The organism is Paenibacillus sp. WLX1005 (assembly GCF_046603685.1).
Taxonomy (GTDB): Bacteria; Bacillota; Bacilli; order Paenibacillales; family Paenibacillaceae; genus Saccharibacillus.
In genome coordinates this window covers 4,228,749-4,243,891 of record NZ_CP176756.1, presented here as the reverse complement: position 1 = coordinate 4,243,891, position 15,143 = coordinate 4,228,749, and the positions used below count along the sequence as shown (strand labels likewise).

Annotated in this window: 17 protein-coding genes; all 17 read left to right on the top strand. The window is 48.2% G+C overall.

What is annotated here, in order from left to right; translation table 11 throughout:
• The first annotated feature begins 7 nt into the window (after positions 1–7).
• Positions 8–1,384, top strand: a complete 1,377-nt coding sequence (locus ACE3MZ_RS18145; RefSeq protein WP_411343518.1) for a bifunctional folylpolyglutamate synthase/dihydrofolate synthase — start codon at positions 8–10, stop codon at positions 1,382–1,384.
• Positions 1,385–1,390: 6 nt separating this feature from the next.
• Entirely contained in the window at positions 1,391–2,779 is a 1,389-nt protein-coding gene (murC, locus tag ACE3MZ_RS18140) for a UDP-N-acetylmuramate--L-alanine ligase (RefSeq protein WP_411343517.1), read from the top strand.
• A gap of 182 nt (positions 2,780–2,961) precedes the next feature.
• A complete protein-coding gene (locus ACE3MZ_RS18135; protein ID WP_411343516.1) occupies positions 2,962–3,204 on the top strand; it encodes a DUF4321 domain-containing protein in 243 nt (80 codons plus the stop codon).
• A 50-nt stretch (positions 3,205–3,254) separates the two neighbouring features.
• Complete coding sequence (locus tag ACE3MZ_RS18130) at positions 3,255–3,866, top strand: Maf family protein (RefSeq protein ID WP_411343515.1); 612 nt, start codon at positions 3,255–3,257, stop codon at positions 3,864–3,866.
• Between the two features lie 27 nt (positions 3,867–3,893).
• A complete protein-coding gene (gene radC, locus ACE3MZ_RS18125) occupies positions 3,894–4,583 on the top strand; it encodes a RadC family protein (RefSeq protein ID WP_411343514.1) in 690 nt (229 codons plus the stop codon).
• Between the two features lie 39 nt (positions 4,584–4,622).
• Positions 4,623–5,657: a rod shape-determining protein gene (locus tag ACE3MZ_RS18120; protein ID WP_411343513.1), complete on the top strand. Its 1,035-nt coding sequence runs from the start codon at positions 4,623–4,625 to the stop codon at positions 5,655–5,657.
• A 60-nt stretch (positions 5,658–5,717) separates the two neighbouring features.
• Positions 5,718–6,590, top strand: a complete 873-nt coding sequence (gene mreC, locus ACE3MZ_RS18115) for a rod shape-determining protein MreC (protein ID WP_411343512.1) — start codon at positions 5,718–5,720, stop codon at positions 6,588–6,590.
• Complete coding sequence (gene mreD / locus ACE3MZ_RS18110) at positions 6,590–7,120, top strand: rod shape-determining protein MreD (protein WP_411343511.1); 531 nt, start codon at positions 6,590–6,592, stop codon at positions 7,118–7,120. Before mreC ends, mreD begins: the two co-directional genes overlap by 1 nt.
• 114 nt (positions 7,121–7,234) lie before the next feature.
• Entirely contained in the window at positions 7,235–7,909 is a 675-nt protein-coding gene (locus ACE3MZ_RS18105) for a septum site-determining protein MinC (protein WP_411343510.1), read from the top strand.
• 3 nt (positions 7,910–7,912) lie between these two features.
• Complete coding sequence (gene minD / locus ACE3MZ_RS18100; protein ID WP_411343509.1) at positions 7,913–8,707, top strand: septum site-determining protein MinD; 795 nt, start codon at positions 7,913–7,915, stop codon at positions 8,705–8,707.
• Between the two features lie 6 nt (positions 8,708–8,713).
• On the top strand, positions 8,714–9,856 hold the full coding sequence (locus ACE3MZ_RS18095; protein WP_411343508.1) for an FtsW/RodA/SpoVE family cell cycle protein: 1,143 nt from the start codon (positions 8,714–8,716) through the stop codon (positions 9,854–9,856).
• Between the two features lie 282 nt (positions 9,857–10,138).
• Entirely contained in the window at positions 10,139–11,386 is a 1,248-nt protein-coding gene (locus ACE3MZ_RS18090) for an Rne/Rng family ribonuclease (protein ID WP_411343507.1), read from the top strand.
• Positions 11,387–11,533: 147 nt separating this feature from the next.
• Positions 11,534–11,845 (top strand): 50S ribosomal protein L21, encoded by a 312-nt coding sequence (rplU, locus tag ACE3MZ_RS18085; RefSeq protein ID WP_411343506.1) that lies wholly within the window; start codon positions 11,534–11,536, stop codon positions 11,843–11,845.
• A 13-nt stretch (positions 11,846–11,858) separates the two neighbouring features.
• The gene (locus tag ACE3MZ_RS18080; RefSeq protein WP_411343505.1) at positions 11,859–12,194 is read left to right on the top strand and encodes a ribosomal-processing cysteine protease Prp; all 336 of its coding nucleotides are present in this window, start codon (positions 11,859–11,861) and stop codon (positions 12,192–12,194) included.
• A gap of 17 nt (positions 12,195–12,211) precedes the next feature.
• Entirely contained in the window at positions 12,212–12,523 is a 312-nt protein-coding gene (rpmA, locus tag ACE3MZ_RS18075; protein ID WP_188777152.1) for a 50S ribosomal protein L27, read from the top strand.
• 243 nt (positions 12,524–12,766) lie between these two features.
• The gene (locus ACE3MZ_RS18070) at positions 12,767–13,561 is read left to right on the top strand and encodes a Spo0B domain-containing protein (RefSeq protein ID WP_411343504.1); all 795 of its coding nucleotides are present in this window, start codon (positions 12,767–12,769) and stop codon (positions 13,559–13,561) included.
• 21 nt (positions 13,562–13,582) lie between these two features.
• A complete protein-coding gene (gene obgE / locus ACE3MZ_RS18065; RefSeq protein ID WP_411343503.1) occupies positions 13,583–14,893 on the top strand; it encodes a GTPase ObgE in 1,311 nt (436 codons plus the stop codon).
• The last annotated feature ends 250 nt before the right edge of the window (positions 14,894–15,143 follow it).

The window sequence follows — 15,143 nt, the reverse complement described above, 5'->3', positions numbered from 1 at the left end:
GATATCGATGGAATATGAATCCGCGGAGGGGCAGTCAGCCCCTCTACATACGTATGAGCAGGCGGTGGAATGGATTAACGGTCTGATTCCGTTTGGCATTCGCCCTGGGCTGGAACGGATTGAAATGTTAATGGAATTGCTGGAACATCCGCATCGCCGACTGAAATTTGTTCATGTCGCTGGTACGAATGGCAAAGGCAGCACCTGCGCCTTTTTGACCAATGTGTTGATCAATTGCGGGTACGATGTAGGAACTTTTACATCGCCGTACATTACGAAATTCACTAACCGGTTTCAATACAACAACGAGGATATTCCAGAGGAGACGCTGCTCAAGCTCTCTAACCGGCTGTATCCGTTCGTGCAGCAAATCGCCGCTACCGAGTTGGGCTCACCAACGATGTTTGAAGTATCGACGGCGCTGGCGATTCTGTATTATGCACAGGAATGTTATCCTGATGTTGTCGTTTGGGAAACGGGATTGGGCGGACGGATGGACGTAACGAATATCGTGAATCCGGTCGTATCAGTAATCACCAATGTAGGCTATGACCATACCGATATTTTGGGAGATACATTGGAGCAGATTGCCGGGGAAAAGGCAGGCATTATCAAACCTGGCGTCCCAGTCGTTACGAGTGTGACTCAACCGGAAGTGATTCAGGTGATGACAGCACGCGCGGAGCAATGCCGCAGCCGCATGTATTTGGCAGGACGCGACTACACCGCTGAACGAACAGGCGGCGATGAAATCAGCCAACACTTCCATTTCCAAGGCATTTTCCGTGAATTGGATATTGAAATTGGGATGCAGGGCGAGCACCAGTGCACCAATGCCGGTTTGGCGATGATGACGCTGGAAGTGCTGCGTCAGTATATGGCATTCGTGTTGGATGATGAACCACTGCTGGAAGGCTTCCGCCATACCTTTTGGGCAGGTCGTCTGGAGACGGTGCTGACGAATCCGCGAATCGTACTGGACGGTGCGCATAATCCCGAAGGTGCGGCATCGCTCGTCAAGAGCATTCCGCAAACGTATACGTACAACAAACTGCATTTCCTCGCTGGAATGCTTGAAAATAAACAGCATGAACCGGTTTTCCGCCATCTGTTGTCCATTGCAGATACTCTGATTTTGACCGAGCCGGATTTCCGTCGCAAAATGCCAGCGGAACATCTGTTAGAGCTGGTACAGCGTCTGCAACAGGAGATGGGCAGAACCGACGTGCAGGTTATTGTGGAAAAAGACTGGAAGCAGGCAATCCAGCTGCTACAGTCGCAGACAGAACGGGAAGATCTTGGGGTCGTGACCGGAACGCTGTATTTAATTTCAGATGTAAGAGCGACTCTTTTGCATCAAACCGATTCTGAAAAGGGCTGGTGAGACAGGATGAACAAGACAGAACAACATATACATTTTATTGGGATTGGCGGCTACGGCATGAGTGCTATCGCCAAAGTCCTGCTTGAAATGGGATATAAAGTAACCGGTTCGGACGTAGCGATGAGCGCGCTGGCGCAAAAGCTACAAGACCAAGGAGCAGACATTCATATCGGTCATGCACCGGAAAAAGTGCATGGTGCCGATCTGTTGGTGTACTCCTCGGCAGTATCGCAAGATGATGTAGAGCTGGTAGAAGCGCGCAAGCTGGAGATTCCAGTATTGCACCGTTCCGAAATGCTGGCGCGTCTGCTCAATGAGCGCAAAGGCATCGCCGTTGCCGGTGCACACGGCAAAACAACGACTTCGTCAATGATCGCGCTCGTTATGGAAGAGTGCGAAGCCGATCCGACGTACATTATCGGTGGCGAGATCGTTAATCTGGGTACGAACGCCAAAGCAGGCAAAAGCGAGTATGTAGTCGCCGAAGCCGATGAGAGCGACGGCACCTTTTTGCAATACCATCCGGCCATTGCTGTTGTTACGAATATCGAAGCCGATCATCTGGAAAATTACGATGGTGACTTTGCCAATATCAAAGCAGCCTACGTGCAATTTCTGAGCCAGCTGCGTTCAGGCGGCAAGGCGATTATCAATGCCGATGATGAGAATATCCGTGAGTTGTTGCCAAGCATTCAAGGTGATACCGTTACGTTCGGTATCGACCAACCAGCAGACTACACAGCGAGCGACATTCAACCGGGCGATCGTAAAATCTCCTTTGTTATGAGCTACCAAGGCGAGAAGCTGGGCACGGTGCAATTGTCCGTACCGGGACTGCATAATGTGTACAATGCGATGGCAACACTGATTGCCTGCGTAGAAACGGGACTGTCGTTTACGGCCGCCGCAGCCGCTATCGTTCGTTTCCAAGGAGCAAAGCGTCGCTTCCAAGTGATCGGCGAATCTAACGACATTCTGATTGTGGACGATTACGCTCACCATCCGACCGAGATCGAAGCTACGCTGAAGGCAGCGCGCGCTACTGGCAAGAAGATCATTGCCATTTTCCAGCCGCAGCGCTATTCACGTACGTACTTTCTGCTGGATGAATTCAGCCGTGCATTTGGCGAAGCGGACGAAGTTATCATCACCGACATCTATGCACCCGCAGGCGAAAAACAGATCGAAGGCGTAAACTCCGCAGCTCTTGTCGATCTGATTATCAAACACAGCAATGACAGCGCACGTTATGTCGCTGATAAGGACGATGTTGTCAACGAATTGTCCTCTTCTATGCAGCCGGGCGACCTGATCATTACGATGGGTGCAGGTGACATTTGGAAAGTATCCAAAGCGCTGGCAGAACAGCTGACTTCCACACAAACCGGTCACTGATCTGTTGATGCAGCGCGGCTCAATACCGCCGCTGTCGCAGCATTTGCGAAAAAGACTGTCATGCGGCAGTCTTTTTTCACTGTACAGCATCTCAAAATCACTCACTTTCTTTTTTGTTTGTATTGCTGCTGGAATCAACGTATAATAATGTGGTGTCAAATTAAAGGCAGGGGAATATCAGTATGAAAAAGAACGCTGGAACACTGATTTTATTTTTACTGCTGGGCTGGCTCATCGGCTCGTGGATCGCTACATTGCTTGAACCGGTAGCGGTATTGTCTTTTCTGACAAAATCGACGACGATTGACTGGTCTCCCAGTGCGAATTTGAACATTATCCGCTATACGATTGAGCTTCATTTCAAAATGAGTCTGCTTAGCCTGATTGGAGTCGTAGCTGCAATCTGGTTATATCGCAAACTTTAAGTACTCACTGATGAATGACAATGAATATGGATAAGGAGAGGGCCTTTCTTATGGGTAGAGAACATTCACGTCACACGATTGTACTGGCGTCCGCTTCTCCACGGAGAAAGGAATTGATGACCTCTTTACAGCTTCAATTTGAAATTTTGCCAAGCGATGCCGACGAGACGGTACTGCAGGAATGGACACCAGAACAAGTAGTTACTGAGTTGTCGCTACGCAAGGCGCAAGCCGTACGTGAACAAGCGCTCAGCCAATGGCACGATGCGCTGATCATCGGTAGCGATACGATTGTAGTATTGGACGGCGTCATTTTTGGCAAGCCCCGTGATGAGGCGGAAGCGGAACGTATGCTGCAATCTCTGCAAGGACGCAGTCATAATGTGTATACCGGTATTGTGTGTATCGATGCGGCGAGTGGTCGTACATTGAGTCAATACAGCCGGACTGTCGTACATATGAAGCCGCTCACGGCGGAACGCATTCAGTCTTACGTACGCAGCGGAGAGCCTGCTGACAAGGCGGGCGCTTACGCGATTCAAGGTCTCGGCTCCACCTTGGTGGATCGAATCGAAGGTTGTTATTTTACCGTTGTTGGATTGCCTGTGCCATTGCTAAGCGATATGCTGGAGCAATTCGGCATTTCGGTGTTTGAGTCTTGATTTCGTTAGAGAAAAGGGGACACCATCATGGAGGCGCCACAATATCTGTTGCGTGATATTCCTCATGAGGATCGTCCGCGCGAGCGGATGATGAATTATGGGGCAGAGGCGCTCAGCCATGCCGAGTTGCTGGCAATTTTGCTGCGTACCGGTACACGGGATGAATCTGCCATTCACCTGGCAACCCGTATTTTGAAGCAGGTGGGTAATATCCGCCAGCTCGTTGATTTGAGTATTGAAGAATTGACAGAGATTCGTGGTATCGGCACCGCCAAAGCGATTCAGATCAAAGCCGGTATCGAATTAGGTCGTCGCATTACACGGACGAGCCGAGATGAGGCAATCGCGATTCGCAGTCCAAAGGACGCAGCCGATCTGCTTATGGAGCAGATGCGTTATTTGCAAAAAGAACATTTTGTATGTCTGTTTCTCAATACGAAGAATCAGATTATTTCCCAGGAAACGTTATCGATGGGCAGTCTGAACGCGTCCATCGTGCATCCGCGTGAAGTATTCCGTGCTGCGATCAAATGCAGCAGTGCGTCGGTCATCTGTGCCCATAACCATCCGAGCGGCGATCCAACGCCAAGCCCGGAAGATATCTCGCTCACGCGCAGATTGGTAGAAGCGGGTCATTTGATCGGAATCGAAGTGCTGGATCATGTCGTGATCGGGGATACACGATTCGTAAGTTTGAAGGAACAGGGTCTGATGTAATATAATAGTCGAGATTCAGAGGAAAGGGAGTTAAAAGTTATGTTTGGGAGCTTTACGAAAGATCTGGGCATTGACCTAGGAACAGCGAATACACTGGTATATGTAAGAGGAAAAGGCATTGTCGTGAGAGAACCGTCTGTCGTGGCAATCCGTACCGATACGAATACAATCGAGGCTGTCGGTGAATCCGCCAAAAAAATGATCGGTCGTACACCGGGTAATATCCGTGCGATTCGTCCGATGAAAGACGGCGTTATCGCCGATTTTGACACGACGGCAACGATGATCAAATACTTTATCCGTCAGGCGCAAAAGCAGCGCTCCATGTTCCCGCAGCATCCAAACGTGATGGTTTGTGTACCATCCGGTATTACCGCTGTTGAACAACGTGCAGTTGAAGATGCAACCAAACAAGCAGGTGCGCGTGAAGCGTACACGATTGAAGAACCATTTGCAGCAGCGATTGGTGCTGACCTTCCCGTTTGGGAACCGACAGGCAGTATGGTTGTTGACATCGGTGGCGGTACAACCGAAGTGGCTGTTATCTCTCTCGGTGGTATCGTAACAAGCCGTTCCGTACGTGTAGCTGGTGATGAAATGGACGAAGCGATTATCCAGTACATCAAACGTCAGTACAACCTGATGATCGGTGAGCGCACATCGGAACAACTGAAAATGGATATCGGTTCCGCGATTCCATTTGAAAAAGTAGAAACGATGGAAATCCGTGGTCGTGACCTTGTAACCGGTCTGCCAAAAACACTGACTATTACATCCGACGAAATTTCCGAAGCGCTGTCCGATACGGTAAGTGCGATTGTGGAAGCGGTCAAAGTCACACTGGAAAAATGTCCGCCAGAACTGGCAGCTGACATTATGGATCGTGGCATCGTGTTGACCGGTGGTGGAGCACTGCTTCGCAACCTCGACAAACTGCTGGCTGGTGAAACAGGAATGCCAGTCATCGTTGCTGAGAACCCGCTGGATTGTGTTGCTATCGGTACAGGCAAAGCGCTGGAAAACATTCATCTGTTCAAAACACGCAGCAGCTCGGCCGTCCGTTCGAAACGTTAATTTACGGCCATTATGGTCAACCCCTTACCAGGGACAGAATAACCGTTAATTAAGAGGGTGTTGAAACTGTTTAAGCTGCTGGGTAACAAGAAACTGTTTATCCTGCTAGTAGGACTGATTCTCTTCATCGCGTTAATGGGATATACGTTGACCAACCGCAGTTCCATATCCTGGCCGGAGAAATTCGCCCGGGATACGGTCGGTTTTGTGCAAGGTGTATTTTACAAGCCCGCTTCTTACATAGCGGGCTTCTTTGAAGATATCGGCGATCTGGATAAATTGCATGAAGAAAACCAACAATTGAAAATTGTTGCTGCTCAGTACATGATGCAGCAGGCGAACTACAATAGTTTGGTACAAGAAAATGAACGCTACAAAGATCAGCTGAAGTTTACGCAAAACCAGCTGGCACAAAATGATTTTGATTTGCATATTGCCAATGTTACAAGTGTGGATAACGATGAGGATACAGGTACAGTCGTCATCGATCTAGGTAGCAAGGACGGCGTACGCAAAGACATGCCTGTCATTTCGATGCAAGGTATGGTCGGAATTGTGAGTCAGACGAGCAATTATCATGCGACTGTCAAACTGTTGACGACCCTTGATCCACTTGATCCGAACTCCAAAGCGATTGCAGCGACGGCAGTCGGCAAAGAGAACGAAACATTCGGTATGGTAGAGAGCTATGACAAAGCAACCGGCATGCTGACGATGACGCAGATCAAGGAAAACGATCCACTTGCTAAGGGCGATACGATCGTATCCTCTGGTAGTGGCGGTCTGTTCCCGAAAGGCATGATCATCGGTAAAGTAATCAGTCGTCAAGTCGGTGACTTCGGTCTGACTAACACGGCAACGATTGATCCATCCGCTGATTTCAAAGACTGGAAAGAAGTATTCGTAGTTTATACGAAGGAGACACAGGAATAATGGTGCGCCGCATCGTATTGCTGCTGCTGTTATTTCTCGTCTTCGTTTGGGAAAGCACCATCGTGCCATGGCTTATTCCTGATGCAATGCACGGCAGGTTGATTCCACATCTGACGTATATTTTGATTTTGTTCGTATCGATTTATTATCATCGTCATACGGCATTGGCGCTTGGTCTGATTTTTGGACTGCTGCATGATGTCGTATTTTACGGAGATATGATTGGTGCATATTCGTTTGCGATGGGCTTGTCTGCATACGTGCTAGGTCTGCTATTCCAGTCGCCACGCGCACCGTATCCGCTAATGATGACTGTTGTGCTGATCGGTAGCCTGCTGCTGGATCACCTGTTGTACGGAATCTATCTGGTGTTCGGACTGACGCGTGAACCTTACGCCTGGGCACTCGGGCATTATATTTTCCCGAACTTGCTGCTGCACTTCATCTTTGCGCTACTGATCTTTATTCCAGTACGTCGTCAACTGGAAAAGGTCGCCAAGCTGCGCAAACGTGCTGCCGAAGAGGAATGAATACGTCTCGTGTACACACATGTGACGATACGTCGCAGGTGTGCTTAATTTACCGCTCAGGCAGGAATTCCCGCCATCAGCACGAACTGATAGTAGGGTGGGGGTGAACGATGAATGGCTGTAAGGGCTTCACGATTCGTAACGATAAAAGGGATTAAAGACGGATTAACATTCCAGTTTGACGATACATGTGATTTTGAAGATCTGGTTGCCGATTTGCGCTTCAAGCTGGAGCATACGCACCAGAACATTCTGACCGGACCGCTAGTGCATGTCGATATTCGTACTGGCGAGCGGCAGATGACCGAAGAACAGAAAGACACGCTGCTTGATATTTTGAGCCAGAAGGGCAATTTGCTTGTCCGTTCGTTTGAAGAACCTGTTGAAGTGGAACCGGAAGTCATTCCGTATGACCGTAACCGGGTGCACATCATAACCGGTATGGTTCGTTCCGGACAGGTTCTGCATCACGAAGGACCAGTGCTATTGCTTGGCGATGTGAACGCAGGTGGCACGATTATGAGTACCGATGATATTTATATTCTCGGAGCGCTGCGTGGTATGGCGCATGCCGGTATTAACGGCAATGAGGATGCGGTTATCGCGGCTTCATTTTTCTCGCCGACCCAATTGCGTATTGCCGAGCTGATCAGCCGTCCACCGGATGAGGGTGAAAACCGCGAATCTCATATGGAGTTTGCCTATTTGCAGGATGGCATTATGAAAATTGACAAGATGGCGAATATGGCCCGGCTTGGCCGGGATTTTAATGTGTTCAAAGGGGTGTAGTACATGGGAGAGGCTATTGTCGTCACTTCAGGGAAAGGCGGAGTTGGAAAGACAACCACTTCCGCAAATATAGGTACCGCGCTCGCGCTTCTCGGCAAAAAGGTTTGCCTGGTCGATACCGATATCGGCTTGCGCAATCTGGATGTCGTGATGGGCCTGGAAAACCGCATCATTTATGACCTGTGTGACGTAGCCGATGGTCGCTGCCGGCTCAACCAGGCGCTGGTCAAAGATAAACGTTTTGACGAGCTGTACATGCTGCCTGCCGCACAGACCAAAGACAAAAACGCCGTGTCGCCGGAGCAAGTGAAAGAAATCATCGAAGAACTCAAAAAGGATTTCGAATACATTTTGATCGATTGTCCAGCCGGTATTGAGCAAGGCTTCAAAAATGCTATTGCTGGTGCTGATCAGGCAATCGTCATGACCACACCGGAAAATGCATCCGTCCGCGATGCCGACCGCGTAATCGGTCTGTTGGAAAATTCACATATTGCTTCACCAAAGTTAATCGTGAACCGGATTCGCCATAGTATGGTTAAATCCGGCGATATGCTGGATATCGACGAAGTACTGCAAGTGCTTAATATTGATCTGCTTGGTGTTGTACCCGATGACGAAATGGTCATCAAAGCCGCTAATTCAGGTGAACCGACCGTAATGAATCCTGACTCCAAAGCTGCTATTGCGTACCGTAATATTGCCCGCCGCATTTTGGGAGATACGGTTCCACTCATGCCCATGGATCAGAAAAAAAGTGCATTTTCTCGCTTTAAGAAGTTTTTTGGAATGGGTTGATGGATTTTGCTTAACAAGTTCAAAAAGCTGGACTGGGGGATCGTAACCCTGCTCGGCGTATTTATGGTGTTCAGTACATTGCTGGTGCGTAGTGCGATTGCACCGGACCCGAAATTTGCTGGGTACGACATACGTACAATCGTTTTCTACAGCATTGGTTTTGTGATTATGTTTGCTGTCAGTTTGTTTGATTACCGGATTCTGCTTCGCAAGCACTGGTATCTGTATGCATTTGGTATCGTATCGCTGTTGCTGTTGTATCCATTTGGTGCTGAGATCAACGGCGCCAAGTCCTGGTACAATCTGCCGGGCTTCCAGATTCAGCCGGCGGAGATTGTGAAGATTGTTGTCGTGTTGACGACCGCGTATTTGCTCGGCAAACGGGAAGGCGATCCGTTGCGGTTTCGTACGGATTTGCTACCGACCGCGCTGGTCGTTTTTCTGCCGTTTGTCCTCGTCTTGATTCAGCCGGATCTGGGTAACGCCATTATTTATTTGATTATTCTGGTCGGCATGTTGTGGATTGGGAATACGAAGTACACGCATGTCATTATCGGTTTGACAACGATTATTGGTGCACTTGTGCTTGTTATCGTGCTGTTTACGACCTTTAACCAGCAGATTCATGATTATCTGTATCAGAACAACAAATTTCACTGGTATGAGCGGATTAATACGTTTATTGATCCGACGCAGGCATCTGATGATGCCAAGCATCAATCCAGCTATGCGAAGATCGCAGTCGGCTCCGGGGGGCTGTTCGGCGATGGATACATGCAGGGCCAGTTGAAAAATAACAAATTCGTTCCGTATCCGTATTCCGATTCGATCTTTGTCGTCATCGGCGAGGAGTTTGGCTTTATCGGTGCATCGGTACTGCTGCTATTCTACTTTTTATTGATCTATCGAATGATACTTATCGCCTTGCAGTGTTATGACAGGCGGGGTTCCTATATTATTGTCGGCGTAGTCAGCATGTTCGTCTTTCAGATTTTTGAAAATGTCGGCATGATGATCGGTTTGATGCCGATTACCGGGATTACGCTTCCGTTTATCAGTTATGGCGGTACATCCCTGATCCTCAATATGTTCAGTATTGGTCTCGTATTGAGTATCAAAATTTATCAAGAAAAGTATGAAGTAGATTAAGAGAATAGAGCTAAAGGACAACCGGCATGATGATCGTGCCGGTTGTTTTGTTGTGCATTGATCCCGAAATCTTCATTCAACAATACGATGCAGCGCCAGTTTGAATATGGGCAGCTCGAAGTGTCTATATGTAGACAGTTCATCCGTCGAATATCGTTTTCATTGCAGGCGTTCTCTATGCCCGTGTCTGCTGAAACATTTTGCCGAAACGCTGCGTCTAGGGGTAAAGGGCGTCTTTTGCATGTTGCCATCGCCCGAAACCAACAGAGGTGAAATATCCCGATGAAGCAAATGATAGTAAGCTGTGATCCGAAGGAAACGCGGATGGCGTTGCTTGATGAAGGCCAACTGGTTGAATTTGCTTCTGAGCGTTCAGCCGTCAAGGGAATTGCCGGCAACTTTTACAAAGGAAAAGTAATGAATGTGCTGCCCGGTATTCAGGCAGCTTTTGTGGATATTGGTCAGAAAAAGAATGGATTTTTGTATATTGATGATGTGCTGCATCCGCATATGGATAAGCAGCCTAGAGTAAAACCGAATATCGCTGATCTGCTGCATCCCGGTCAGGAATTGATTGTACAGGTGACTAAGGAGCCTTCCGGCAGCAAGGGTGCCAAGTTGACTACTCACTATTCGTTACCCGGTCGCTGGCTTGTTTATATGCCGTATGCTGATTATATCGCCGTCTCCAAAAAGGTGAGCACTGAGCAGGAACGGAGCCGGTTACGACATCTCGGGGAGCGTCTGCGCGATAACGAAGAAGGGGTTATTCTTCGTACCGTCGCTGAGGGCGAGCAAGACGAAGCAATCGAAAACGATATGCTCACTCTGCGTCACATCTGGCATCGGATTGAAGCGGAAGCTGAACGTCAGCGTCCGCCAGCGGAGTTGCATCGCGATCTCGGCTTGGTGGAGCGAATGATCCGCGACGTGTTTCATCCGGAAGCGGATCGTTTTATTACCGATGATCCACAATGCGCAACTGTAGCGGAATCATTTTTGCAGCGTATATCATCTGCCGATATTCAGCCTGCGGTAGAGATCTACCGGGAACGTGAGCCAATCTTCGCCCATCTTGGAGTCGAGGAACGATTGCATCATGATTTTCAGCGTAAAATATGGTTGGAGGGCGGCAGTTATATTGTCTGGGATCAGACTGAGGCATTGACTGTCATTGATGTCAATACAGGCAAATTTACTGGCGGCGCTACGCTGGAAGAAACAGTCACTCGTACGAATATCTTGGCAGCCCAATCTATTGCCCGCTTGCTTCGTCTTCGCGATACTGGTGGAATTATTATTATCGATTTTATTGATATGGATCACGAATCAAGCCGCCATGCCGTTGTGGACGCACTGGAACAAGTATTGCTTCAGGATCGTACCAAAACGCATATCGTCGGCTGGACACGGCTCGGGCTGCTGGAATTAACCCGCAAAAAGGCGCGTGAAGAAACGATCAGCTTTGCTTTTCAGACCTGCTCCGTCTGCCACGGCACTGGCAAAATTGCATCTTGGATTAAGGATTGATTTCTGTTTCACGCTGTGCTACAATCATTTGGTATGTGTCGGATATAACTCCCTCACATGCTGTAACCGCTCTGGTATGGTCCTAAGCTTATGCTTCGGCATAACACCTGAATCAGGCGAGTCTGAGACATGAGGAGGTGCAAGGAAATGTACGCAATTATCGAAACAGGTGGTAAACAATACAAAGTGCAAGAGGGCGACGTATTGTTCATCGAAAAGCTGGATGCTAATGACGGCGACAGCGTAACTTTTGACCGCGTTCTGGCTGTATCCAAAGAGAACGGTCTGACAACAGGTCTGCCACTGGTAGAAGGCGCTACTGTAACAGCGAAAGTTGAAAAACACGGTAAAGGCCAAAAGGTTGTAGTTTACAAATACAAACCGAAAAAGAACTACCACAAAAAACAAGGTCATCGCCAACCATATACTAAAGTGACTATCGAGAAAATCCAAGCATAAGAAGGTGCGGTAATTGATTATCGTGCGTATGGAACGGCATGAAGATGGTACAATTCATGGTTTTTCCTCTCGCGGTCATGCCGGCTATGCCGATCCAGGAGAAGATATTGTATGTGCAGCAGTATCTGCCATTACGGTAGGTACAGTGAACTCAATTGAAACTCTGACCGGTGTCGAAATGAAAGCAAAGATGAAAGACGGATTTTTGAGCGCCCGTTTACCGGATCTTCCGGAAGACAGCCCACTCGACAAGATCCAATTGTTACTGGAATCCATGCAGGTCATGCTGGTTAGTATTGAAGAGTCTTACGGTGAGTATATCAAAATAAAGCAAGTCACATTAACGTAAAAAGGAGGTAGACAAACATGTTGAAGCTTAATTTGCAATTGTTCGCTTCCAAGAAGGGTGTAGGTTCCACAAAGAACGGTCGTGATTCCCACTCCAAACGTCTTGGTGCAAAACGTGCAGATGGTCAGTTCGTACTTGGTGGTAACATCCTGTATCGTCAACGCGGTACAAAAATTCACCCAGGCACAAACGTGGGCATCGGTAAAGACGATACACTGTTTGCAAAAGTTGACGGCGTCGTGAAATTCGAACGTTGGGGCCGCGACCGCAAAAAAGTGAGCGTCTACCCGGTTGACGTTGCTCCAGTAGCAGCAGCAATCGAACAATAATCCGGTCTTACGACAGGATGAATAAGCCTCCGGTACTGTTCGTGCCGGAGGCTTATTCTATTTTATGGAAGGCTTGTTGTGTGATTCCGGTTCGTATCGTTCTGATCCATCATCACTACATTTACAGCTTATCCATCGGTTCGCTAATTTTTTCCAGTCAATCGTTATTGGGTCGTTGGCGCAATGATGGTTTATGGTATACTTAATGTTGTTCAAAAGCCATGTAAGGATTGGAGAGAACCGATGAAGCATTTTGGCTGGCGTCCGGCTGTGCTTGCCGGAACGATCATTTTACCTTTGGTTGCAGCATACCGTATTCATACGATTCCGATATTCATTTTGCTTGGACTGTGGATTGCTGTCGTGTATATACTCAGTTTGAAAATGGTATACGGTGAGATGGAAGAACAACGCAGAATTGATCGCATCGCTTTTTCGTTACCGGACAAACAAAATGAGGATGTCTATGCAACAGCCATTGAAGCATTTAGTCACCATCGTCATGACTGGATGAATGATTTACAGCTGTTATACGGATACATCCAGATGGGGAATCGGGAGCGATTGATTGAGAACATCGAGCGAATCAAGGAACAGATGGTAGCCGAGAGCCGCGTAGCCAAGCTTGGTGTCCCTGAGCTGGTTTTTTACTTGCAAACGTTTAAAGCGATTCAACGCGATATGCAGTTGGAACTGGAGATCGAAGACGGGATTTCCCTTGCCGCACGGCTTACGCCACAGCAGTGTGAGGAATTGACCCGAGTCATGCAGCAGACGATCTCCGCGTATGCACAGCATGGAGGATCGTCCTGGGGTGAGTGCCCCACACTGCTCATTATGATTCGGAGCGAAGAACAGGAGCTTGAATGTATTTTCGAGCCTGATGAGAACTACCCCGATGCGGAAGGATTATGGCTGGATGTTCAATCGTCTGTACAATCAACAGGCATTGTTAGTTCCCGGCTGGAAGAAGACCCAGCATCCATTACACTGCACATTTCTCCACTGATTGCTTTGGAGAATCAGGAAGACAAGTAATTTGAAAATAGAGGTGCACACATGTTTGTAGATAAAGCGAAGATTTATGTAAAGGGCGGCGACGGAGGTAATGGTACAATCTCTTTCCGTCGTGAGAAATACGTGCCAAACGGAGGCCCTGCTGGTGGTGATGGCGGACGCGGTGGCGACGTTATTTTTCGTGTAGATGAAGGTTTGCGTACACTGATGGACTTCCGTTACCAACGTCACTTTAAAGGCCAACGCGGCGAAAAAGGACGTACCAAAAACCAGCACGGTGCTGGCGCTGAAGATATGATCGTACGGATTCCACCGGGAACGATTATCATTGATGCAGATAGCGAAGAAATTCTGGCTGACTTGACGCGCCACAATCAGGAGATTGTCGTTGCCAAAGGCGGACGTGGTGGACGCGGAAACAGTCGTTTCTCTACACCAGCTAACCCGGCGCCTTATCTGGCGGAAAATGGGGAAGAAGGACAGGAACGCAATATTGTTCTGGAACTGAAAGTCATGGCAGATGTCGGTCTGGTCGGTTTCCCAAGTGTCGGCAAATCGACGCTGTTGTCGGTTGTATCCGCAGCTGAACCGAAGATCGGTGCATACCATTTTACAACCATTACACCGAATCTGGGTGTCGTTGCTGTTGGTGATGATCGCAGCTTCGTTATGGCGGATCTGCCGGGTCTGATCGAAGGCGCGCACGAAGGTATCGGTCTGGGACACGAGTTCCTGCGTCACGTTGAACGTACACGCGTGATCATCCACGTTGTGGATGTATCCGGCTCAGAAGGTCGCGAACCATTTGACGATTGGAAAAAAATCAATGAAGAATTGAAACTGTACAACCCGGAGCTGGCAAACCGTCCACAAATCGTAGCAGCCAACAAAATGGATATGGAAGAAGCACAGGAGAATCTGCCGGAATTCACACGACAGGTACAAGAAGCACATCCTGATATCCAGATTATCCCGATCTCCTCGTTGACTCGTCAAGGGATTCAGGAGTTGCTGTACAAAGCAGCTGACCAACTGGATCAAATGCCAGAAGTCGTAGCAGTTGAGGAAGTTCAAGAAGTGGCAGAACGTAAAGTGTATCGTCTCGAAAAAGAAGAGGACGATGGTTTTACAATCCACCGCGAGAACGATACCTTTGTTGTCGAGAGCAAAAAGATCGAAAATATCATGAAGCGCATGCAGCTGAATACCGAAGATGCGATCCTCAAGCTCGGTCGTACCCTCCGTCATATGGGCGTCGACGACGAACTGCGTAAACGTGGTGCCAAAGACGGTACACCTGTACGCATTGGCGAGCTAGAATTCGAATTCGTTGAAGGCAGTAGCTACTATTAATCAACGATTGATCAGATATTCATTCATACATTATGCAACAGACCTTACATTCGGGATCAAATGCCCGGAAGTAAGGTCTTTTTTGCCCGTTCCAACAGCCAATGATAAATATATACGTTACACCCAAATGAGCATAAACATTCCCCGTCCCCAATTCCTTTACATAGTTAAGCTCCTTCCATATTGCAACAACTATATGTATTCACACGGCATGTGTCCAAATAAGGTTGCAAATGACAGAAATGTTCGT

What these genes read in the sequence shown, in the direction of transcription:
- minD (WP_411343509.1), top strand. Translation starts at nt 7,913, where the DNA reads ATGGGAGAGGCTATTGTCGTCACTTCAGGGAAAGGCGGAGTTGGAAAG.
- obgE (WP_411343503.1), top strand. Translation starts at nt 13,583, where the DNA reads ATGTTTGTAGATAAAGCGAAGATTTATGTAAAGGGCGGCGACGGAGGT.
- ACE3MZ_RS18145 (WP_411343518.1), top strand. Translation starts at nt 8, where the DNA reads ATGGAATATGAATCCGCGGAGGGGCAGTCAGCCCCTCTACATACGTAT.
- murC (WP_411343517.1), top strand. Translation starts at nt 1,391, where the DNA reads ATGAACAAGACAGAACAACATATACATTTTATTGGGATTGGCGGCTAC.
- ACE3MZ_RS18120 (WP_411343513.1), top strand. Translation starts at nt 4,623, where the DNA reads ATGTTTGGGAGCTTTACGAAAGATCTGGGCATTGACCTAGGAACAGCG.
- ACE3MZ_RS18130 (WP_411343515.1), top strand. Translation starts at nt 3,255, where the DNA reads ATGGGTAGAGAACATTCACGTCACACGATTGTACTGGCGTCCGCTTCT.
- ACE3MZ_RS18135 (WP_411343516.1), top strand. Translation starts at nt 2,962, where the DNA reads ATGAAAAAGAACGCTGGAACACTGATTTTATTTTTACTGCTGGGCTGG.
- ACE3MZ_RS18090 (WP_411343507.1), top strand. Translation starts at nt 10,139, where the DNA reads ATGAAGCAAATGATAGTAAGCTGTGATCCGAAGGAAACGCGGATGGCG.
- rpmA (WP_188777152.1), top strand. Translation starts at nt 12,212, where the DNA reads ATGTTGAAGCTTAATTTGCAATTGTTCGCTTCCAAGAAGGGTGTAGGT.
- rplU (WP_411343506.1), top strand. Translation starts at nt 11,534, where the DNA reads ATGTACGCAATTATCGAAACAGGTGGTAAACAATACAAAGTGCAAGAG.
- ACE3MZ_RS18105 (WP_411343510.1), top strand. Translation starts at nt 7,235, where the DNA reads ATGGCTGTAAGGGCTTCACGATTCGTAACGATAAAAGGGATTAAAGAC.
- radC (WP_411343514.1), top strand. Translation starts at nt 3,894, where the DNA reads ATGGAGGCGCCACAATATCTGTTGCGTGATATTCCTCATGAGGATCGT.
- mreD (WP_411343511.1), top strand. Translation starts at nt 6,590, where the DNA reads ATGGTGCGCCGCATCGTATTGCTGCTGCTGTTATTTCTCGTCTTCGTT.
- ACE3MZ_RS18070 (WP_411343504.1), top strand. Translation starts at nt 12,767, where the DNA reads ATGAAGCATTTTGGCTGGCGTCCGGCTGTGCTTGCCGGAACGATCATT.